We start from the raw sequence: 23,624 nt of genomic DNA on the forward strand, positions 1-23,624 counted from the left end.
CTCAATGTATCAATTTGGGGTTAGCAGCGCTTCCTTCAAAAAATGCAATTGCCTCAATAATACCTTTATTTTCCCACACATCAAGCAAGGAATCTATTTCATTTTCTTTTCCAATAGCTTTTTCGAACCTGGATTTAAGCAAAACATATACATGATCATTCTCTCCTTTTACCATTTTAAGGTATTGAAGCTTACCCATGATCACCGACACCATTGGATTGCCTGTATATTTAACATGACCTTTATCACGTATATAATCCTTTTGAAACAGGGCTTCAGCCTTATTTATTCCATATTTTTCAATATAGTAAATCCACATTCGAAGTTGCTTAATATACTTTTGATGTACATTAGGTTTCTCATTTACTATTACACCCGTTACTTCCTGCCTGAATCCCTTTTTCTGCAGTCGGGTTTTAGCTGGATTAATTTCCAGTTTCTGATCTTCTTCGATAATTCGGTTCAATTCCTTCAGAAATTCAGAATCTCTGAAAACATTTCTGTCTGAGGAAAAGGTGATATCATCCGCATATCTTGAATAACGGATTCTAAACCTTTTTGCCAATCCTTCCAGCCTTCTGTCAAGCGTAAGACACAGCATATTAGTTAACACCGGAGAAGCTGGACTTCCCTGCGGCAAAACAATTCTAGTTTCTTCTCCAATTTCGATTGGATGAGTACATAGAGCAGCAATAAGAAAAGCTAACTCCTCTCTCTCTTTGTCAAGGTTAAAAAATTGTTTCCAAATTCCCATTTTTACACGGTTTCTATCAAAAGAATGAAAAAAATCTTTCAAATCAATATTATAGACGTATTGTCTATTAATATGTTTTTGCGCGTTGGTAACGATAGATTTCCCTTCTACAAAACCATTTGCAGAAGAGTGAGGTTGATAAGAACATTCTAATATAACACTCAAACATTTCAAAATTGACTTCAAGCCTGATACTGGTGAATTAATTACGCGAGATTTTCCCGAACGTTTTTTGATTTCAAAGGTTGCATATCTTTTTTCAGAAATAGAAGGGTTAGCGTAATAGGTAATATGCTTTAAATCAAAAGGTTCTGATGGAACTTCACCATAAATCATTACTGCTACTTCATTTAAAAGTGTAACCAAATCATCTTTGCTTTTAAGCAAAGACAAACCTAATTTCATTTTCTTTTTTTGTTCTGTAGTCAGTTTAGTTCTCATGATTATTTTGTTTTTTCATGAGTTCGGAAACATCTGCGGTTTATTCTTTATGTATGAATTCTTATCTTATCATTTACTTATAATTTCCTTGAAAATAATAAAATATTATCCTGGAAAATAATAGAAGATACTTCTACCTAACTTAAAAATCAGCAGAAAGAAATTGTCGTACTAACTTTGCGCTCAAAAGAAATCTCCTAAAAACCTGTAAGTTAATAAGAGAAAACCTGGCTGATTGCCGATCATTGTTTCGCCTTTACAGACTACTCCCAGCAAACAAAATTCAATATTGCAGATGTTTCAATGAACTCTTTTCTTTTTCTGATGCAAACTTAGAGACTTAAAGTGCAAACTAATTGCATCATATTTTTTTTTCTGAAAATTTCAGAAAGTTATAATCTATCCCAAAATATTTATCTACTTCAAAACTTGAAAAATATTTTAAAGAATTTTCAGTTGACTTGCCTTCAGATAAATTTTTAGAAAAATTTTCTCTAAGGTATTTTAGTGCCTCCAAAACATCAACTTCCCGACGGTTAAGAAATAACGCAATTGAATTAGGAGTCTTAGAAGCATAATAGTCACCTTCATATAACCTAGAAAACATTTCATACTTATTTAAGTGATTCAAAACCTCTTTCGATAGCGCACTATCCTTATCGAATGGTTTACCTAAGTCTATATCGAAAAGTTTACAGAACCTTATGAACGAAGCATGTCTTCCAGTCAGCCTGTAAGCAACAGTTCCCATTCTCCGATTTTGACAATTCTCCATAGCCATCATACTTTTATTTATAATTATCCAATTGTTTTTTTACCCGTTCACAAATTTTTTCTGCCAATTCGCTTGGTTCTAATACAGTCATTTTATCTCCAAAAGATAAAATTAAGCTCTCTAGTTCATAATTTATTTTAACATTCAGCGTCAAAATATTTCCTTCTAACCATTGTTCGGGGTGAACTGGTTTTGTTTCCAAATAGGGAATAATATCTGATGTCACCTCTATTATGACTTTTTCTACTTGGGCATCAACTTTATTTGTCACTCCTATAATTTCGTTGAAATACTTTTCAAAATTAACATAGGTTGCTCTGTAAATTGTTTTTTCTTCAGCAAAATCTACTATTCTGTCTAATGCTAAGGTTTGTAAGTAGTCTTCATTATGGTTCCATCCAAGCAAAAACCATCTGTTATTATATTCTTTTAAATAATATGGGGAGATAGTAATGTATTTTGCATTTTCGTCTACAAACGGATGGTAATTAATTTTCAACACTTCCTGATTTATGATATTTCTATATAGCGGATGCAAGTATTCAATTCCCTTTAAGTAATCATTACTTTCAAAATTGATAATCTTATTTTGACTCATATCAATTTGCAGAGCTGTTTCAAGTTGAATTTGCATTTCATTGACCCAATCAAAACCAGGGAGCCCTTTAATTCTTGACATCGTAATCAATGCATCCTTTAAAACCGACAGTTCTGAAGCGTCCAAATCTTTTTTCATAAAAGAATAATCGGGGTCAGAATATCTGAAATATGACTTTCTGCCATCTTTAAATGCTTCAATGGGTGCATAATTTCCGCCAGAACCCTTCATAAACTCTATATCATATTGCACTGTTCTTTTTGATACAGTCATTTCAAAGCCAACGTAGTCTGAAAGTCTATCTGAACAAATTTTCATTAGATCTTCCAAAAAATACTTCCTGTGAATATTTGAAAAACATTCATCAAGAACTTGATATCTTAAAAATGCGTTTTTTGTTTCTGACATGAGTGAAACTACGGTTGCAAATAAATTTTTTTATGATGCAATACAACTGCACAATTTACAATAAATTATTGTTTTTTGACTAAGTCGACTCAAAGATTTCCGACTATATTTGAAAAACAAAACACTTCACTAAACCGGCACACTTTCTTTTGAAAACGTACAGTTAGTCTACTATAACTTATATTTAAATAAGTTGCCGTTTCTGTTGCAGAAAGAACAGGTTTAGAGTTTATGAAATTATCTTTTAGTAATTTCTTAAGCTCATTGAATTCTTGTTGAATTTGTGTTTGTGTCATAATCGTAAGTTTAAAACTAGCACGAAATAACAAGTATGAAATCAAATGCAACTAATAGAAATTACGCAGCATAACTTTTTTAATTCAGCAATTTTGGGTGCTATTGATTTAATTTCTCTTTGATTGGTAGCGGAAGTTGTACAGCCATAATTGATCTGTAAAAACCCTTTACTTTTGTAGTAATATACTCTTTCGGAAAAATCTTTTACATTTTGCTCCAAAACATGTTTTATTACTTTATGTAATAGGTAAGCTACTTTATTCTGTGGTAATGTTAAATAAAGTTCGCAAGGAGTCTTCTGAAAAACACTATTTACAAAATATTCTAAATATCCTTTTGTAAATTTATCCGCATATTTAAATTGATCTTCATCTGAAAGTTTAGTAATATCGAATGCGTGAGAATCTCTTAAAATCATATGCAAGAGATCTATTATTTTAGAAGAAGCATTATTTGGTCTTTCCCCGAAAGCTTCTACCTTCTTTTTATTGACTTCAACATTAACTATTGATTTCGGCTCAAATTTCTCCTTTAATATTTGAAAAAAATCTTTACCAACTACGTGACAGTAAATTGGCGGAATCAAAATAGATTGAGTTAAAAGGGCTAATACTAAAAATAAAGTTCCTGCTAGTATAGAGCCTTCGTAGAAAATACAAGTAAAGTAGAAAAATGTTGACGGAATAATTATTATCGAGAAAATCAAAAAGAACTTTGAATTTTGAAATTTCGTCTTTTGATTTTGAATATAATTTACAGAGTCAATAAGAAACTTACAGTAATACAAAAAAATATTTTCCATTTCAAGCGTATTTATTTGTTTTAAAAATACAAATAATTGCAATCAATTGAAAACAATAACTATCTTTGAGTCAACAAGTTTGTTGTACTTTTGTTGTACTTAAACCAAACAAAAAAACACCTACATTACTGCAAGTGTTTGAAATTCAATCGTGGAGAATACGGGGATCGAACCCGTCACCTTTAGACTGCCAGTCTAACGCTCTAGCCAGATGAGCTAATTCCCCAATTCGGTTCTGCAATGATAAGTTTTTTTTCGAAATGCACAAAATACGGCATAAAAAAACAAGCCCAAAGGCTTGTTTTAAAAATCATAGGTTTTTGGAATCCTATTTCCATCCACCACCTAGTGCACGATACAACTCGACACCGGATTGAAGTTTTGTGTATTTTGCATTGGCGATATTCAACTCTGCGTTTAAGCGGTTAACATCAGCATTAAGAACTTCTAGGAAGTTGGCCATCCCGTAGTTCACTAAATCCTGAGAAAATCCTGCGGCTTTAGAATACGCATCCAATTCCTTTTCTTTCAAATCAATAAATTGATCTTGGGAATTGAAAATCTTCAACGCATCAGAAACCTCCTTCCCTGCTGTTAATACCGTTTTACGGAAGTTTAAATACGCTTTTTCTTTGTTGATTAAACTAACATCGTAATTCGTTTGAATCTGACGTTTATTCAAAATAGGTTGAGCCAAACCAGCGACCACATTCGCAAACAACGATTTGGCACTGAATAAATGATCAATATCCACCGACTGAAGTCCAGCAGAACTCGTCAATCGCAACTGCGGATAAAATTGAGCTTTGGCAGCATTGACCATTTCGAAAGCGTTCATCAAATCAAATTCAGCTCTTTGAACATCGGGTCTGTTAGCCAATAACGAAGAGGCATAGCCTAATTCGGGTCTTGACATAGGTTGCTGACTAGCCAATGTGGTTCGGGCAATCGAGGTTCCTGGTTCACCTTTCAATAACGAAATGGTATTTTCTAAAAGCTCCATTTGCACACCTAGACTAATTAAAGAGGCTTCGGCATTGTACACTAAGGCCTGACTTTGCTGTACGGCAACTTCCGTTAACGTTCCCGCTTCTTTTAAGGCTTTGGTGGTTTCCAAATTCTTGTTACGAAGGGCAATCGTTTCAGTAATGATTTTCTTTTGCTCATCGTATGCCAACAATTGATAATAGGCGGTTGCTAAAGCGGCAACCAAACTGCTTTTCACCTGTTGATGCGTGGAAACACTTCCCAAATACGTAGCCAATTGTGCACGTTCTTGAGCTTTCATTTTACCCCAAATATCGGCTTCCCAACCAATACTGGCTGTTAAATCAAACTGGTTGATATACCGTCTTTCTCCAATGATTTGTCCCATTTGGGTATTCAAAGAAGAGGTACTGAACGTATATCCTGGTCCAACGGATAAGGTCGGCTGGTACGCAGCTTTGGCTTGTTTTAGATATGCATCGGCAGCTTCAATATTCTGCAATGCCGTACGGATATCCAGGTTGTTTTCTAAAGCTTTAGAAATATGACCTTGCAAAGTGGCATCGGTAAAAACCTCACGCCATGAAATCCCTCCCAATCCGATACTGTCACCAGCAATCTGGTCTGTACGGAAAAGTTTTTCATCCACCACATCGGTAGGCCTTTCGTATTGTTGTCTCGCCACACATGAAGAAAGCAATAATGCCATTCCTCCAACATAAAGCAAATATTTTATTTTAAAATTTTTCATAATTCTACCCTATTTTACTATTCGGAAAGATTCACTTCTTCTTTTTTCAATGGAACGATTTTTTCTTGAAGGGATTGGAAAATAATGTACAAAATCGGAATCACCAACAATCCTAAGAACGTACCAATTAACAATCCAAATGCCGCTCCTGTTGCAATAGATCGGTTACCAACGGCACCAATTCCTGATGCGAAAACCAACGGCATCAAACCAAAGATAAAGGCAAAGGACGTCATCAAAATCGGTCGTAAACGAGCCTTCGCTGCGTTAATTGCCGACATCACGATCGTTTCTCCATGATGCCTTCTCTGCACCGCAAATTCCACAATCAAGATGGCATTTTTCGCGAGTAAGCCTACGAGCATGATGAGGGCAATTTGGAAGAAAATGTTGTTTTCTAAGCCAAATAATTTCTGACTCAAATACGCTCCCATAACCCCAAGTGGTAAAGAAACAATCACCGTTAATGGTAAAATGTAACTTTCATACTGCGCCGATAAGATGAAGTAGACGAAGACCAAACTCAAAGCAAAAATCACCAACGTTTGAGATCCGGAGTTCAATTCCTCACGAGAAAGTCCCGTAAATTCAATATCGTAATTTCCACCAAGTGAACTTGCAGCAACTTCTTGGATAGCCGTAATGGCATCACCGGTACTGTATCCTTGCGCATTGGCACCCGAAATTTTTACAGAGGAGAACAAGTTATAACGGTTCACACTCTGTGGTCCATACGCTCTTTCCAACGTTACATATTGTGAAATAGGCGTCATCTCACCCGATTTTGAGCGAACAAACATCGAGTTCAAGGCGGTAGAATTTTGTCTGAATTCAGGTAATGCTTGTACCATCACTCGAAACTGCTTTCCGTATTTCGTGAAATCCGCCGTATACGTTCCTCCAATATATCCTTGCATCGTCGAAAGGATATCCGAAACCGAAACCCCAGATTGCTCTGCTAATGGAACATTAATAGACATTTGATACATCGGATATTTCGTGTTAAACGACGTTTGCGCATACTCAATTTCCGGACGTTGCATCAATTGACCTAAGAAGCCTTGAGTGGTTTGATCTAAATCGGTATATTCTCCTCCTGCTTTATCCAATAGAACAAATTCAAAACCTGCATTGGCACCAAATCCTGGTACCGAAGGTGGTTGGAAGAAAACGATTTTCGCATCGGGAATCGTCGCCGCAATTCCAAACAACTTTTTCGTAATCATTTCAACACTTTCGTCATCGCTATCACGTTTGGCAAAATCTTCCAAACGGATAAAGGCCAAACCATTATTACTACCAACACCCGCAAAGAAACCTCTACCTGATGAAATAGTTACGTTTTTTACGCCTGGAATTTTCAATGCTTTTTGTTGCATTTCTTTCAAAACAGCATACGTACGCTCCATAGAAGCACCCGCAGGTAATTCAACATTTGTAAACAAAATCCCTCGGTCTTCTGTAGGTACAAACCCTTTCTTCATAGTTGAATTAGACCAAAATAAAATGGCGAAAGTCACAACAAAAATAGCCCCAGTAACCCATTTATGACGAATTAAAAAGACAAAAGCGCGTCCGTATCGTTCGGTTCCTGTGTTAAAAGCAACATTAAATTTGTGGAAGAATTTTCCAATAAAGTTTTTCTCTTCATAGGCTTTATCGTGATGGCCTGGCTTTAATAACAAAGCACATAAAACGGGACTTAATGTTAAGGCGTTTACAGCAGAAATTAAAATCGCAACAATAAGCGTAATACCAAATTGCTGATAGAAAACCCCCGTTGGCCCTTTAATAAAGGTCACCGGGATAAATACCGCCGCCATAACAAGGGTAATCGAGATAATAGCTCCCGTAATCTCGCTCATCGCATCTACAGTTGCTTTTTTCGCATTATCAACTCCTTGCTCGAGCTTGGCATGGACGGCCTCGACGACGACAATCGCATCATCCACCACAATACCAATGGCCAATACCAAAGCAAATAGGGTCAATAAGTTCAAGGAATACCCTAATAAATTCAAGAAGAAGAACGCACCCACAATAGAAACCGGAACCGCAATGGCTGGAATCAACGTTGAACGGAAATCTTGCAAGAAGATATAAACCACGATAAATACTAAAAGAAACGCCTCAATAAGTGTATGAATTACTTTGTCAATTGAAGCTTCTAAGAATTCGTTGGTGTCAAAGTTAATGGTATATTTAATTCCTTCTGGAAAGTCTTTTTGAGCCGTTTCCAAATAGGCTTTAATATTTTGAATAATCTCTTGAGCATTAGACCCTGGAGTCTGGAAAATCCCCATACTTACCGCAGGGTTATTTCCATTTTCAGCTTTTCCTGTATAGGATAGTGCCGCCAATTCTACTCGGGCAACGTCCTTCAACATCAAGTTCTGGCCGTTTCCTAAAGCCTTAATAACAATATTATCGTATTGTTCTTCGGTATTAAATTTACCAACATACTTAATGGTATATTCGAATGAGTTTCCGGAATTCTGACCTAAAGATCCTGCAGCAGCTTCTCTTGATTGAGCCGCAATAGCACCCGTTACATCCGTTGGCTCCAAACCATACGACGCCATTTTTACAGGATCCAACCAAACTCGCATGGAATAGGTTTTCCCTCCCATAACATTGGCATCCCCAACACCGTTAATCCTTTTAATAGCCGGAACAACGTTGATGTTCATGTAATTTTGAAGGTAGGTATCATTCAGTTTCGGGTTCTCCGAATAGAACGACATATACATCAAAGCACTGGTTTGCTGCTTTTGCGTTACAACACCCGAACGTGTTACTTCACTTGGTAATAAAGGCGAAGCACGGTTAACACGGTTCTGAACGTTTACCGCAGCAATATCAGGATCAACTCCTTGTTTAAAGAAAATCTGAATCTGTGCCGAACCATCATTGGTTGCGGAAGAGGTAATGTAGTCCATCCCTTCAACCCCGTTAATCTGCTCTTCTAAAGGAACAACGACAGATTTCATCACGGTTTCGGCATTCGCACCAGTATAGTTTGCAGAAACACTCACCGTAGGCGGTGCAATATCTGGATATTGAGTCACCGGAAGCGCCATCAACCCCAAGATTCCCAATATCACAATGATAATGGAAATTACGGTGGATAGTACCGGCCTGTTTATAAACTGTTTAATCATTAGAAAATAGGTTTTACGGTTTGTACCAAACTATCCATCTTAATAGGCTTCGGAATAATTTCTAGGCCATCTTTTAGCGTGTTTACTCCTAAGGCAACTACTTTTTCACCTTTTTGGACACCAGAACTAATAATCGCCATATTATCCACGCGGTCTTTTACCTGAACGATGGTATTCTTCACCTTTTTATCGGCTCCTACTTTATAAACGTAAACAATCCCTTGCTGCTCGTACGTCGCACTTTCAGGAACAACAACGGCATTGCTATAATCGATGGGTAATTTTACCGTTCCACTGTTTCCGTTGGTTAACAATTTGGAGGCATTAGGGAAACCGGCACGGAACTGAATAGTTCCTGTATTGGCATCAACTTGACCCGTCACCGCTTCAATTCTCCCTTTTTCACCGTACGTACTTCCATTAGCCAAAGCCAGTTCAACCATAGGCATGTTTCTCAATTTTTCTGGAACTGTTGCTCCGTAAGATTTTTCTAAGAAATTTAAATACTCTTTTTCATTCATAGAGAAATACGCATACACCTCTCTCGTATCCGAAATGGTGGTTAAAGGAACTTGATCGGTTGGGCCAACTAAACTTCCCACTTTTAAAGGAAGTCTTCCCACAACTCCAGAAATAGGCGCTCTAATAACGGAATAATCAATATTCGCTTGTACGCCTTTATAGGTTGCGGTTGCTTGTTGTTGGGATGCTACGGCCTGAGCTAATTGAGCATTGGCACGAGCTAAATTGGCTTCTGCAGTTTGCAACTGAACAGAACTAATGATGTTCTTCGCAACAAGCGGTCGAAGTTTATCCACTTCCACTTTTGCAGCACTTACAGCTGCTCGAGAGGCTTGTACATTGGCTTGAGCCGCTGTAATACCTGAACGTGCAGCATCCGCATTTTCATTCAACATATTGGTCTCCAAACGAAAAAGAGGTTGTCCTTTGGATACATACTGACCTTCATCCACCAAAACTTGGGTAATATAGCCTTGGATTTTTGCACGAACATCGTTATTGACAATTCCTTGGATGGAAGCAGGAAACTCTTGGTAACCCGTTAAGTTTTTTACTTCCGCCGTAACGACTGGGGCTGGTTTTGGTCCGTCTTTTCTCATTTCTTCTTTCTTACAAGAAGCTAATGAAAGTGCTGCAAAAGACAGTATCCATAATGTATTTCTCATATTTAAAATTTGCTTAAAGATTCTTCTATATTTTTTATATTTTTCCTTAATAACGACTTATAGGCTTGCGATCGAACGGATAACTGATCCGATTTTTTCTTGTCAAATTCTTCCAAGCCTTCTATAATGTCAATTTCTTCCTTCAAACGATCAACAATTTCCACAAAACGGAGCTTCATAAAATTTTCATTCATGGAAAAGTAGCGCTTTCGATCATTCACTTTATTAAAATCAATAATCAAATTATTACTTAGCAACAAACATAAGCTGGTGGAAACCGAACTTTTACTTGCAGAGAAAATCGAGACGATTTCGTCAAATGAAAGACCTTCTCTATTAAAATCAAAAATCAGGTACCCATAGATTTTTGCTGCCAACGGCGGAAGATTGAATGTTTTTCCATACAACCGAACCATCTTGCAAAAGATGGCTTCGTCGATTTGAAATTTGTGTTTTGAATTCAATTCTTAAAAAATTTAGCTGCAAAAGTAAAAAATTAGTTCGGAACCAACCGAACCAAAATGGAAGTTTAATAAATATTTAACTTTGCTAAACCAATAAAATCAAGCTTTGCAGCGCAATTTATACCGTATTGTTTAATACTTTTTCGAATGCTTTTCGCGACGAACCTCGAAAATGGACTTCTCCACAATAAGTGTAGTTCAGCTTCTTCAAAATATGAAGCATCGCCAGATTATCAAAGTTGGTGTCCACCTTAATACTCGGTACATTTTGGGTTTTGGCAACATCTTCAATCTTCAAAAAAAGCTTCTGAGCCAAACCTTTTCCCACCGCCTTCTCCGAAATAGCAACACGATGAACAACGAGAAAATCACCATGGGTAAGCCACGCCCCTACAATATCCTCATACGCGGGTTCATCATTTTTAAGAATCGCGGCATATCCTAAAACCTCCTCATCCTCAACTAGCACATAACCAATCTCCTTTTCGATATCTTGAGCTACGGTATCGGGATTGGGATAGCCGTCCTGCCATTGCGAACTTCCATCGTTTTTCCTCCTTAAAATGGCGGCTTGCAAGAGTTCCCAAATAGCGGCTGCATCCTTTGCATAAGCTTTTCGTAAGTGGTAGTGGGTTGTTTCCATAGGTTTAAATGCTGCTTCTAATTCTACTTAATGTTTCTTGAGAGATGCCTAAATACGTCGCAATCATACCAAGCGGAGCGCGTAAAATAATATCAGGGTGCTCTTCCATCAATTTGGCGTATTTTTCCTTAGCGGTCATATACTGTAGTGAAGCAATACGATCTGCCATTTGCGTCATTAGTTTCCCTAAAATATACCGACTAAAATTGGCCGCCGAAAGGGATTGGTCGCACAGTTTCTCTAATTTCAGATAATTGCAAAATGCAATTTTCGTGTCTTCAATGGCTTCAATGGTATATTTGGTCGGCTTTTCATCAAAGAGCGTATCAATATTGGCAAAAAGCCTTCCTTCTGAATAAAAATTGGTCGTGATGTCTTTTCCACCTTCGTAATAAAAAGAGCGCACCAAACCCTTTTCTACAAAATAAACATTGCGATTCAAACTATCATGCGTGCTGATGAGTTCGCCCTTTTTCACTTCTATTGATTCGGTTTCATTTTCAAAAAACGAAAGAATAACCTCATCGGAAGGAAAAAAATCGGAAACGGTCTCTAAAAAGGTGGTCATAAACACATGAATTTCACGTAAAAATAACGTAAAAAAAAGAATTTCCCACACAGGTGGGAAATTCTTACAAACAAACAGAACTTAAAAAAGTATTACTCAGGAACATCGGTTGATGTTTCCTGAATTTCAACCTCTTTATTTTTTGAGAATCTCTTGAACAGAAATCCTATTTTTAATTTTAATGCAATCCAGCCTAACACGAAATACACCAAAGCCATAATCAACAAATGATTTATATACGGCTGATTTAAATACGATGACCCATTTTGAATCAACATAATTTTCAACGTTTCGAGATACGGCGTAAGCGGAATAATATTCGTTAAACCTTCAATAAAAGGCGGCATCGCGTATCGTGGCCATGTAAATCCACTAATAATAAAGGCGGGCGATGCAATCACCATTAATATTTGAGTAGCTTTTAACGCATTCGGAATTAAAATACTGACCAAAACACCCAAATTGGTGCATGCCAAAACAAATAAAAACGTTCCTATAAAAAACTGCGAAAGGTTATCCGGCGCAGGAATCATAAAGTATTTGCTCACCGCATAAAACATCAATACATTAATAATTGACAAGAGCCAAATAGGTAAACATTTGATGAGCATAATCAGGATTGTATAGCGTTCTTTCCCCGAATATTCACGGATAAATGAAGCGCGCTTAAACTCTTCCGAAAACGAAACCGCCATCGCCAAAAGAATAACTTGCTGCAAAACCACCGCCATCATTCCCGGCCACATAAAAATCAAATAATTACTCGTCGTGTTAAACATCGTGATGTAATTCGCTTTGAAAGGCTCGTACTTCGTTGCCGCTTGTTCAGCGTTCATTCCTTTTTTCTGCAAACCTTTCATTTCGGCTCCCGCAGAAAATGTTGCTAAAGTCAATTGCAAAGCCTTGGTAGCGAAATTGGCTGTTAAAACATTAGCCGTATTCACATAGACATTGACTTCCGGGTATTTTTGTTGAAGCATCATCGCTTCAAAACGATCCGGGATAATTACCACCGCAGCAGCTTCCGTTTTGATAACCTCATCTTTAAGATTGGCAGGTTCCTGAGCGTATTTTAAAATTTTGATACTGCTATTATCTTCCAACATATCCACCAATTGTTGGGATGTCGGGGTTTGATCGTTGTTAACCAAAATCACAGGTATATCCGTAACCTTCCCCTGTTTGTAGGTTGTCCCTATAAGCAATGCATAAACAATAGGTGCCAAAAAGAAAACCGATAACAACGTGGTATTCGAAAAAAACAGTTTAAACTCCCGTTTGAGTAAAGTGAAAAAATCTTTCATACCAACGTTTTTAGTGTTCAACAACCATCACACCCGAATTCACCAAAAGTTTAGTAACATCCTGAGATTCCGTCGGAATAACTTTGATTTCATACACCGCATCCTCAGGATTGTAATCTGGGAACGCCGTCGTAATATCGGCATACTTCGTTAATTGTTTGATGGAAACAATCTTTCCTTTAAATTTCACATCTCCATAAACCGTTTTCATCATAATATCCATACCTTTTTGGTATTTTGAAATCTTACTTTCAGGAATCGTAAATCTGAAATACGTTGATTGTGGAACATACCCGTTGAATAAAGCAAAACCAGCCGTTGCCAATTCTCCTTTACGAAGCGAAATCGTCTCAATCTCCATGTCGTTGGTTGCAATCACATACCGTTCAGAATAGGCTACACGAGCTTCTTGCAACGCGCCCATCGCTTGATTGGCTTGACCTTCGGCCATACCAATTTTCTCATAACGGGTTCCCGATTGTACATCATGCAATTCAGCATTTACCGCATCCAATTGGGCTTTCGCGCCTTGGTATTTCGCAAAAACCTCATCATAGCTCTGTGGCGACATCAAACTGTCACGATACATATTTTGAGCTCGTTGATACGATTTTCTGGCGTACGAATATTGTTCTTGCAATCCTTTTTGTTTTGCATTAAGTTGTCTTAACTGATCGGCAGTGGCTCCATTTTTAGCCATTTGAGCTTGCATCTTCGCCGCTTCGGTTGCGCCTTGAGCTTGAGCAATTTTTGCAGAAACTTCGGGTACATCAATTTTGGCAAGAGTATCTCCTACTTTTACGGTTTGCCCTTCTTCGACATAAATCTCAAGAATACGCCCCGTCACTTTCGGTGCGAACGAAATAACTTCCTTCTTGGTTTTACCGACGATAGAATCGTGCATTTCTTTTTCTTTACACGAAACAGCAGTGCCTAAAATCAATAAAGAAACTAAAGTGTATATAGAGGTTTTCATTTTCTGTTTGTTGTTTGTTGAGGTTTATTTGAACTAAATTTTTACTTAATACAATTTTTCCAATTGCAGATTTTGAGTGGATTTCATTAACTCGATGGCATTTCGACGTTGATTGAAAATAGCGGTTTGGTATTCCAATTCTGCGGTTTCCAAATCATTTTCGGCATCGATGAGGTCGGATGATTTTTTCGTTCCATAGCGGAATTCTTTTTCCACATTTTGCAACGCATTTTTCGCAATACTTCGTGCTTTGCTTTTCAACTCGATCTGCGCTTCTGCAATGTTTAGGTTGATGGTATTATTTTCTAGATTTAGTTTTAATTTCTTTTCAGCATCACGTTTTTTGTTTTCCAACATTTCCTTTTGAATCTTCGCCGTTTCTACAGCCGTTTTCCCTTCGTTACCATCCAAAATATCCCATTTGAATCCTACTCCAGCTTGGAAAAGTGGCGCAATATGCAAGGCTGATGGATCCCAATTCAATTTCGTACTAGTTCCAGGAATCAACGCTTTGGAAGTTGAAATATGATTATCGTACAGTCCAAAATACGTCAAAGATGTCAAGGCTTGCACTTTCGGAACCCACCAACGTTCTTCGGCTTTAATTTTAAATTCAGAAGCTCGAATACCGTGATCCAAAGCTTGAATTTCAGCTCTATTTTGAATGTTAGATTCTTTAGTTAAATAGTCAACACGTTTCAATTCGGGTTGAATCGCTTGAATTCGCTCTCTCTCAATTCCCGTTAACAAATGAAGATGCGTGATGAGCAATTGTTTCTTTCCTTCATATTCCACAAGTTTGGAATCCAAAGTTGCTTGAGCCAATTCTATTTTACGATGATCGTATGGTGTAATCAATCCGTATCCTAAAGCTTTATCCGCTGTTTTTCTATTGATATCCAAACGTTTTTTGGCTTCGTCTAAAACATTTTTAGTTTCAGCAATCAATGCAAATTGGTCGTAAGCTTTAGAAACTTCGGTGATAACTTCGTCTTTGGACTTGTCCATTAACTTCTGTTCGGATAGACTTTTTTCACGATTGGCTTCTTGCAGATACTTCACTTTTCCACCTGAATACAAAACCATAGAGGCCTCCGCATTTAATGCCGCAGAAAGCCCTGAAACATTTAGCGTATTGGATGATTCGGGTAAGCTCAATCCTGGAAAAACACCGGCAATGGCTGGAAGCAACGTCATTTCTGGAGTTTTATAATGTCCAGCGCCGTACATATACCCCACTTTCCCCGAAACATCTAGTTTGGGAAGAAAAACATCTTTCAGCTTTTCGTCATCCAATTGGGTAAGTTTGTTTTGTAAGACTTGGTCGGTAAGGTTCGCATCCTGAACCATGGCACTGTCCACCAATTCTTTTAACGTAGGTGCCGTCTGAGCGAATACGCTTGTCGAAAAAAGCGCGGCAGACACCAAGAAGGTTGTGCGAATTACTTTCATATGTTAGGTTGTTTGTTTGTGAGTACAAAGTTCCGACGAAAGAATTGGCTTTCCTTTGACAAATGTCAAAAAAAGCAACACCCCTAAATTATTGAAAATAATCAAAAAAAATATCCAACAATATTGCTGGATATTATATAATTATAAGAAAACGGAATGCTTACTTACTTCTCTTTTAACGATTGCATATCGATCACGAAACGATATTTCACATCCGCCTTCACCACACGATCCCACGCTTCATTAATGGTTTCCATTGAAATCATTTCCACTTCTGGGAGAACATTATGTTCGCCACAAAAATCAAGCATTTCTTGGGTTTCTTTAATTCCACCAATCATAGAACCAGCAAGGTTTTTACGCAAGCGAACCAAATCGGCACTATTTACATGAGTTAAAGGTTCAATAGCACCTACTAAAACCATCGTTCGATCACGCTTTAACAAACTGATATACGGATCAACGTTATGCCCTACTGGAATGGTGTTTAACAAGAAATCAAAGGTATTGGCTTGTGCTTTCATGGCTTCGGCATCATTAGAAATCAACACCTCATCAGCTCCTAATAGTTTGGCATCACTTCCTTTTTCGGGAGATGTGGTAATCATCACAACATGTGCACCCATAGCGTGAGCAAACTTAATTCCCATATGGCCAAGACCTCCTAAACCAATCACCCCTACTTTATCGCCTTTTTTTACATTCCAATGCACCAACGGTGACCACGTTGTAATCCCAGCACACAATAATGGAGCTGCTTTTGAAAGATCCAAACCATCCGGAATATGAAGTACAAAATTTTGATCGACCACAATTTTCTCGGAGTAACCACCAAATGTATGTCCGCCCGATATCAAATCTTTACCACCGTAGGTAAACGTCGCTCCATTTTCACAATACTGCTCCAAACCTTCATCGCATGAAGAACAATGTTGGCAAGAATCAACCATACAACCAACTCCTACTGCATCACCCACTTTAAAATGGGAAACCTCACTTCCTACAGCAATCACTTTCCCGATAATTTCATGACCAGGAACTACAGGATATCTTGCAGGACCCCACTCGCTGCGCGCCGTATGAATATCACTATGGCAAACACCACAATACAAGATATCAACAGCAACATCGGTAGGTTGCAAATCACGTCTTTCAATAGCCAAAGGCTTTAATAAATCGGTTGCTGATGTATTTCCGTATGCTTTTACTGTTTCTGACATATTTTTAAATTTTAATGAAGTAAAGGTAGGAATTTTCCATTTTTTTTGATTGTTAAGAAAGCATAAAAAAAAGTTCCAAATCTGGAACTTTCTCATTTATAATCTACTCAATGTTTCTTTGCTAATCCCTAAATAAGCAGCGAGCATCTTTTTGGGAATTCGTTGCAGGAGCTCAGGGCTTTTTTGTAAAAATTGGTTGTATCGCTCTTCAGCGGAATCTTTCATCTGCGACAATATACGATGCTGAAGATAAATAAAACCACGTTCTAATTTCTTTCTAAAAAAATTAGCAAAATCAATGTATTTCGCACATAAATCGTTTTTGGCTTTCTCGGAAAGGACCAAAACAAGACAATCTTCAACACAATCTATATTCAGAATGGCTGCTCGGCCTAAGATAATGGCGGCAAAATCACCTACCCAATAATTCTCTCTCGCAAACTGGATAATGTATTCTTTACCATTCTCATCCAATTCATAAGCTTTAATAATACCCGAAACGATAAAAAAAGAATCGCGCGTATGTTGGCCTTGCTCAATTAAAAATTCGTGTTTCTTTGCTTTCTTCACGTGGAAATGCGAGGAAATATCTTCCCACTCTTCATCGGAGAATACATAATGATCTCCGATATGCTTCCTTAAAAATTGATAAATTTCTTCTGTTTTCATGGTTAGTTAATATAAAATCAGCCAAAAGAAAAAATCCTTGGCTGATTGTTTCAAAAAAATAAAATTAGTTTCTTTCTTTTCCTAATTCTAAATCCGACTCCTGGAGATATGCATCAATAATATCAAAAGCTTTGGGCTCATCAACAAGATTCACTTGCAGCTTTAATACGGTTGCCGTAGGCGTTGTCGTAAAGGTCATATAGCCATTTTGCGTAAAACTTTCAATTCCAGCAGCATCCAATTTTGATTTGATTAATTGTACCTCCGCCGGACTATCACTCTCGAAAACCGAAACTCGTGTTTGTCTTTCCATGTTATTGAAATTTACGTCTAAAATAGGAAATTTTTACTAAAAATTTTGAGCCTCCTTTGTTAATTTTACAGATTTTTATCATACTTCTCCTTATATCGGCGATATAATTCTTTCTGATGATTGCTCAAATCAAGCTCTCTTCCATCGATAAAAGCATGGGTGACCTGATTCGTCAATTGATCCAACGCATCGCCTTCCGAAATAAACAAAGTCGCACTTTTACCTACTTCTAAACTTCCGTAATTTTGATCAATGCCCAACATTTTAGCTAGATTCAAGGTGATACTTTGTAACGCTTTTTCTTTATCCAAACCATAAGCTGCCGTTGTTCCTGCCAAAAAAGGAAGATTTCGAGAATCTGAAAAGTCCTTTCGCGCCGAATAATCTAAACCATGGAGAATTCCTTTATCAGCAACCATTTTTGCAAATTCATATTGAATTCTTGGCGATGAAGAATCATTTGGTGGCAACGAATGCGGATTGGTAACAATGAGCGGAAAACCACTTTTTTTGATTTCATCCAAAGCGCCTATTAACTGGGCATCTCCTAACAAAACGACTTTTTTGATTTGGTGATCTTTTGCAAATTTGATCACTTCAATTGCGTCATTCGATGTTGTTACATCCACAAAAACGGTTTTATCACCAGTTAATGCCGGTTTTATCGCTTCTAATTTATAATCCTTGGTTCCTGAGTTGGGTTGATAGGATTTTGCGCGAACAAACAAGGATTTAATTTCATTTAAATTTCGAGCACGCATTTCTGCAAAATCTTTATTTCGTTTTTCATCCGTAAAACGACGTACTTGCGGCCATGACAAATGAAGAACATTGTCTTTGGCTACAACCGCATCTTCCCAATTCCACGCATCCAAATTCATAATAGAAGATGTCCCTCTAAAAACGCCGCCCGCAAGAACAGGCTGCGTTAGCAAAACGCCATTCGTACGAACCGTAGGAATTACGTGACTATCGGTATTAAAGGCAATCATCGTACGCACTTCTGGAACTATCGAATTGGACTCATAGATATCGGCCGTTGCTTTTGTTGCAGCAATTTCTACCAAACCTAATGAATTGTTCACCAAAATAAATCCAGGATATACGTGTTTCCCTGAAGCATTAATCACTTTTGCATTGGAAGGAACATTCGCATTAATTCCTACAATCTTTCCTTGATCAAAAATAATCGTTGCGTTTTGCAATACCAAACCTGTTGCGGTATGAAGTGTCGCATTCGTAATCGCAATTGGCTGACTTTGTTTCACTGCGGGAACGGGACGCTGTCCGTACATCCAGCCAGAAATCCAAAGGGACAATCCCAAAACTTTATTGATATATCGTTTCATAAATTTTCAATTACTAATTAATGTTCGTGTAAGTGTCCTTCTTCTTCCAACGTATCGCAATGATAAAGAACCGGCGCTTCTTTTTTCACTTCCTGAGTGTTTCCTTTCTTCGCATCATCCGAATACAACATCTTTTGTATAATTCGGTTTTTCTCATCTTTAACTCGTTGATCTTTTGCAGCTTGCGTATCCGCATCAAAATAAAGAACTCCGTCTACAAACGTTTTATTCACCGTTGCATACACACTTAAAGGATTATCCGTCCACAAAACCAAATCGGCGTCTTTTCCAACTTCAATACTTCCAACTTTGTTTTCGATTTGAAGCATTTTTGCTGGATTTAGTGTGACCATTTTCCATGCTTCTTCTTGAGGTACATTTCCGTATTTCACTGTTTTTCCTGCCTCCTGATTCAGTCGTCTTGCCATTTCGGCATCGTCTGAATTAATCGCTGTATTAACACCTGCTTGAAGTAGCAATGCCGCATTGTAAGGGATCGCATCGCGAACTTCTTCCTTATACGCCCACCAATCGGAGAATGTGGATGCATTAACCCCATGTTTCTTCATTTTATCTGCCACTTTGTAGCCTTCTAAAATATGTGTAAACGTTTTCACTTTAAAATTGAATTTATCCGCAACATCCATCAACATGTTAATTTCACTTTGAACATACGAGTGACATGTGATGAAACGCTGCGATTTCAAAATCTCCAACATCGTTTCTAAACGAAGATCTTTACGATAGTTTTTATTAACTGCTTTTTCTTTTTCGTATTCTGAAGCGCGCGTGAACCAAAAATCAAAAGATTGCTCGACACCACCTCGAGACTGTGGAAAACGATTCGGGCTATTCCCCCAATTACTTTGCTTCACATTTTCACCTAAAGCGAATTTGATGTATGGCTTTGCGCCTTCAAACTTCATATCATCCATATTTCCACCCCAACGGAATTTCAACATCGAAGATTGACCACCAATCGGATTTGCCGAGCCATGCAATTGCTGTGCAGCGGTTACACCACCTACCAATTGTCTGTAGAAATTGATATCATCTGGATTCACCGCATCAGCCATTCGAACTTCACCGGAGTTGTTAGAGCCCGACTCGTTCACACCTCTTGAAAGTCCAATATGCGTGTGCTCATCAATAATCCCGTTTGTTAAATGGTAGTTACTTCCATCGATAACAACCGCTCCCGAGGCGGAAAGATTTTCACCAACTTGAACAATTTTCCCTTTAGAAACTTTTACATCCAAATTCTTCGCAATTCCTTTGGAGGTGTTCGTCCAAACCGTTGCATTTTTAATTAAATAATCCTTCTGCGTTGGCCGTGTTTCCTCGCCAAATGCCGTAAAAGGATACCAAACTTTCCCAACTTCTTGTGGTGATTGCTCTTTGGCTTTTGGCTTTTCAGCAACCATCTCTTTTACGAATTGAATATTTACAGGAACACTTCTCCCGTTTTTGTCAATCGCTTGCACGGTTTGATTTTTGAAATTGGCAACAGGATAGGAAATTCGATAATTCTGAATGGAATCATTTGGAAGTTTCAAATCCATCACCACTTTATAATCAGCAACCGTTAATTTTGCTTTTCCTTTTTTATCGTTTTGAAGAATTTCGGCTTCAGGCTTCCCCGCTTTTCCTTTAATCTTCAAATCATACTGTTGATTATTTAAACTTACTTTATACTCACCCCGCAAATCCGCATCTGGAATTTTATTGATTAAATTCTGTCTTCCTAAAACCCAGTTTTCATAAATCGTCGCATCCTTATTGAACAAATCGTCCGAAACCAAGATGAAATTCGCATAAGCTCCTTTGGTTAACTTTCCTAAGTTTTGTTCTTTCAATAAATTGGCAGGAAGTTCTGTTAAGGATTGCAGGATTTCTTCTTTTGAAAGCCCTTTCTCATTCAGTTCTCTTATTTTCGTTAAGAAGGATTTCTTGTCCTTTAGTTTATTTAGCGTAAACGCAAACGGAACTTTTTCTTTAGCTAAATACACGGCATTATACGGTGCCAATTCCCAATGCTTCAAATCAGAAACATCCACATCATCCGCCTCCAAAGGATCAAGAACTTGATACGGCTTTGGATATTCCAGAGGAAGAATCACGGTTCCTTGCGTTGCTTTAATTTCTTTCGCACGTTGATATTCGTCACCAGAACCTAAGAAAACAAATTGGAATCCAGCTTCGTCACCAATTTTATCAGCTCGTAAAACATCCCATTTTTCGGATGTTTCAATAATGGTTGGTAGCTTTTTGTATTGATTAAATGCTTCCAAATTCGTGTTCTTTCCTTCTGCCGAACCGCCTTTTGCATACCAATCGGCATCGATGTACAATTGTCTCAACAAGGCAATAGAACCTACCAAAGACGATGGATAGGCTTGTCTCGAACTTCCTTTTTGGAAAGACAACAAAAATGCAGCATCTTCTTTAATAACTTTGTCGGCAGCCAAACCATCACCCAAGCCAATAAGAACCGCCGAGCCACGAACAATTCCGTCTTCGTTAAAACTTAAAACCGAACCAAAGCCTTGCTGCAAATAGTCTTCATGATCTTTTCCAAGGTTGGTGAAATAATTCACCGCTCGAGTATCCGCTTTTACAGCATCGTTATACGCGGAAGCCGTCGCCTCGGTTGGAACATAAATGCTTCCTGAATTGTACGTGCTTCTTTTCGACTTTTCTACACCGACATTCGTATACGGATCGATAAATGACGGATAAACATAACCGCCCTTACCATCGATGACTACGGCGTCTTTAGGCACGACCACTTTCCCTGAAGCGACCACTTTTCCTTCTTTAAAAACCAAAGTTGCATTCTCAACTTTGGTTTTATAATCTTGATACAAAGTAACGTTGGTTACCGCATAAACGCTCTTGTCTTTTCCCTTCGTGTCATTGGGCCAATAGCCCACTTGAGCCTGACTAAAAAATAAAACGCCAAGAGAAAACACAGAAAGTATTTTCTTGATCATATAAATAGTTTTTTGATGATTCTCAATTCTCTTTAAAAACCATACGAAATGGTAATTCTGAAATATTTTTCTAATATAATACAAAAAACCAAATACTAAACTACAATTCATAAAAATAACCGTACATTTTTGCACGGTTATTAGTATTTGAGTCAAATTTAACAATTATCCTTAAGAGAGAATCTTTTTTATCGCTTGAATTGCTAAATCAATTTCCTGTTCTGAAACATTAAGATGCGGACGGAAACGCAACGATTGCGTTCCACATCCAAGAATAATGATTCTTTCGTCATACAAGGCTTTTTGAAGCTGATCTCGTTGTTCACCAGAAGGAAGATCAATGGCACACATCAAACCCTTTCCTCTAGGATTAGAAAGCTTTTCAGGAAACTGTTTTGCTAATTCTTGAAGTTGAGTTAGTAAATAATTCCCTACCATTCGGGCATTTTCTACTAAATTTTCTTTTTCAATAACTTCTAAAACCAATTGCAAACGAAGCATATCAATAAAATTCCCTCCAAAAGTTGAATTAATTCTCGAACTTTCTCGGAAAACATTATTTGGAATTTGATCGAACTTTTCTTTATTAGCTAAAACCCCACAAACTTGCGTTTTCTTACCAAAAGCCAAAATATCAGGCTGAATTGGCAAATGTTGGAATGCCCACATTTTCCCTGTAATTCCGATTCCCGTTTGTACTTCATCAAAAATCAGCAACACCTCATTGCTGTCACATAAATCGCGTAAGCCAACTAAAAACTCGTCTCTAAAATGATTATCACCGCCTTCCGCTTGAATCGGTTCAATAATCACACAAGCGACTTTATTTTCGTTCATAATAATCGCTTCTTGAATGTGCAATAAAGCCAATTGCTCTTGCTGCATCGTCTCCTCTAAACCTTCTTCTGTAATAGGAAAATGAAGTTTAGGATTGATAATTCGTGGCCAATCAAACTTGGGGAAATACTCATATTTTCTAGGGTCGGCTGTATTGGTTAAACTCAACGTGTATCCGCTTCGACCATGAAAAGCTTGCTTGAAGTGAATACAAATTCCAGCTTCCACTTGAATATCATTTTCAAAATTCTTTCTAGTTTTCCAGTCAAAACAAGCTTTCATCGCGTTTTCAACGCCTAAAGTGCCTCCAGAAATGAAAAATGCATATTGCAATTCTTCAGGAATCGCCACGCGTTCAAAAACCTTCATAAACTCAGCATATTCTTCCGAATAAACATCCGCTAACGTTGGTTTGTTAATAGCCATTTTTCCCAACCAAGCCGATTTCTCAACAAGATACGGATGATTGTAGCCAATAGCTCCCGAAGCAAACATGGAAAACATATCCAAATAATCTTGCCCCGAAACCCGATCATGAATCCAAGATCCATGGGATTTTTCAAAGTTCATTATAAAGTCGAAACCATCGGCCAGAATATGCTTTCCGAGGATTTCTTTAACATGATTAGTCGCTATAGGTTGCGACGCAATTGCATCATTCATATAATAATAGTG

At 37.7% G+C, this 23,624-nt stretch carries 19 protein-coding genes and 1 tRNA gene; all 20 read right to left on the minus strand.

Annotated elements, in window-relative coordinates:
* Position 1: 1 nt before the first annotated feature.
* The gene (locus tag AC5XHR_RS01880; RefSeq protein WP_495949081.1) at positions 2–1,195 is read right to left on the minus strand and encodes a reverse transcriptase domain-containing protein; all 1,194 of its coding nucleotides are present in this window, start codon (positions 1,193–1,195) and stop codon (positions 2–4) included.
* 361 nt (positions 1,196–1,556) lie between these two features.
* Positions 1,557–1,946, minus strand: a complete 390-nt coding sequence (locus AC5XHR_RS01885; protein ID WP_495949082.1) for a hypothetical protein — start codon at positions 1,944–1,946, stop codon at positions 1,557–1,559.
* A gap of 37 nt (positions 1,947–1,983) precedes the next feature.
* Positions 1,984–2,976, minus strand: coding sequence for a helix-turn-helix transcriptional regulator (locus AC5XHR_RS01890; protein WP_495949083.1), 993 nt, complete (start codon positions 2,974–2,976; stop codon positions 1,984–1,986).
* A 337-nt stretch (positions 2,977–3,313) separates the two neighbouring features.
* Positions 3,314–4,075, minus strand: a complete 762-nt coding sequence (locus AC5XHR_RS01895) for a hypothetical protein (protein ID WP_495949084.1) — start codon at positions 4,073–4,075, stop codon at positions 3,314–3,316.
* Positions 4,076–4,227: 152 nt separating this feature from the next.
* Positions 4,228–4,301, minus strand: a tRNA-Ala gene (locus AC5XHR_RS01900).
* Between the two features lie 102 nt (positions 4,302–4,403).
* Positions 4,404–5,813 (minus strand): efflux transporter outer membrane subunit, encoded by a 1,410-nt coding sequence (locus AC5XHR_RS01905; protein ID WP_495949085.1) that lies wholly within the window; start codon positions 5,811–5,813, stop codon positions 4,404–4,406.
* 17 nt (positions 5,814–5,830) lie between these two features.
* Complete coding sequence (locus tag AC5XHR_RS01910) at positions 5,831–8,974, minus strand: efflux RND transporter permease subunit (RefSeq protein WP_495949086.1); 3,144 nt, start codon at positions 8,972–8,974, stop codon at positions 5,831–5,833.
* The gene (locus AC5XHR_RS01915; RefSeq protein ID WP_495949087.1) at positions 8,974–10,161 is read right to left on the minus strand and encodes an efflux RND transporter periplasmic adaptor subunit; all 1,188 of its coding nucleotides are present in this window, start codon (positions 10,159–10,161) and stop codon (positions 8,974–8,976) included. Before AC5XHR_RS01915 ends, AC5XHR_RS01910 begins: the two co-directional genes overlap by 1 nt.
* 2 nt (positions 10,162–10,163) lie before the next feature.
* Positions 10,164–10,625 carry a transcriptional regulator gene (locus AC5XHR_RS01920; protein WP_495949088.1) on the minus strand — a complete coding sequence of 154 codons (462 nt, stop codon included), beginning with the start codon at positions 10,623–10,625 and terminating at the stop codon, positions 10,164–10,166.
* Positions 10,626–10,743: 118 nt separating this feature from the next.
* Complete coding sequence (locus tag AC5XHR_RS01925; RefSeq protein WP_495949089.1) at positions 10,744–11,268, minus strand: GNAT family N-acetyltransferase; 525 nt, start codon at positions 11,266–11,268, stop codon at positions 10,744–10,746.
* A gap of 4 nt (positions 11,269–11,272) precedes the next feature.
* Entirely contained in the window at positions 11,273–11,836 is a 564-nt protein-coding gene (locus AC5XHR_RS01930) for a Crp/Fnr family transcriptional regulator (protein WP_495949090.1), read from the minus strand.
* A 92-nt stretch (positions 11,837–11,928) separates the two neighbouring features.
* Positions 11,929–13,140 carry an ABC transporter permease gene (locus AC5XHR_RS01935; protein ID WP_495949091.1) on the minus strand — a complete coding sequence of 404 codons (1,212 nt, stop codon included), beginning with the start codon at positions 13,138–13,140 and terminating at the stop codon, positions 11,929–11,931.
* 10 nt (positions 13,141–13,150) lie between these two features.
* Complete coding sequence (locus tag AC5XHR_RS01940; RefSeq protein WP_495949092.1) at positions 13,151–14,116, minus strand: HlyD family secretion protein; 966 nt, start codon at positions 14,114–14,116, stop codon at positions 13,151–13,153.
* Between the two features lie 45 nt (positions 14,117–14,161).
* On the minus strand, positions 14,162–15,568 hold the full coding sequence (locus AC5XHR_RS01945; protein WP_495949093.1) for a TolC family protein: 1,407 nt from the start codon (positions 15,566–15,568) through the stop codon (positions 14,162–14,164).
* Positions 15,569–15,732: 164 nt separating this feature from the next.
* Entirely contained in the window at positions 15,733–16,788 is a 1,056-nt protein-coding gene (locus AC5XHR_RS01950; RefSeq protein WP_495949094.1) for an NAD(P)-dependent alcohol dehydrogenase, read from the minus strand.
* Positions 16,789–16,884: 96 nt separating this feature from the next.
* Positions 16,885–17,457 carry a Crp/Fnr family transcriptional regulator gene (locus AC5XHR_RS01955; RefSeq protein WP_495949095.1) on the minus strand — a complete coding sequence of 191 codons (573 nt, stop codon included), beginning with the start codon at positions 17,455–17,457 and terminating at the stop codon, positions 16,885–16,887.
* Positions 17,458–17,521: 64 nt separating this feature from the next.
* Positions 17,522–17,770, minus strand: a complete 249-nt coding sequence (locus AC5XHR_RS01960) for a DUF2007 domain-containing protein (protein WP_495949096.1) — start codon at positions 17,768–17,770, stop codon at positions 17,522–17,524.
* 65 nt (positions 17,771–17,835) lie between these two features.
* The gene (locus tag AC5XHR_RS01965; protein ID WP_495949097.1) at positions 17,836–19,119 is read right to left on the minus strand and encodes an amidohydrolase family protein; all 1,284 of its coding nucleotides are present in this window, start codon (positions 19,117–19,119) and stop codon (positions 17,836–17,838) included.
* 17 nt (positions 19,120–19,136) lie between these two features.
* A complete protein-coding gene (locus AC5XHR_RS01970) occupies positions 19,137–22,112 on the minus strand; it encodes an amidohydrolase family protein (protein WP_495949098.1) in 2,976 nt (991 codons plus the stop codon).
* 171 nt (positions 22,113–22,283) lie between these two features.
* A complete protein-coding gene (lat, locus tag AC5XHR_RS01975) occupies positions 22,284–23,612 on the minus strand; it encodes an L-lysine 6-transaminase (protein ID WP_495949099.1) in 1,329 nt (442 codons plus the stop codon).
* Positions 23,613–23,624 lie beyond the last annotated feature (12 nt).

The organism is Kaistella sp. CFF1-2 (assembly GCF_059509915.1).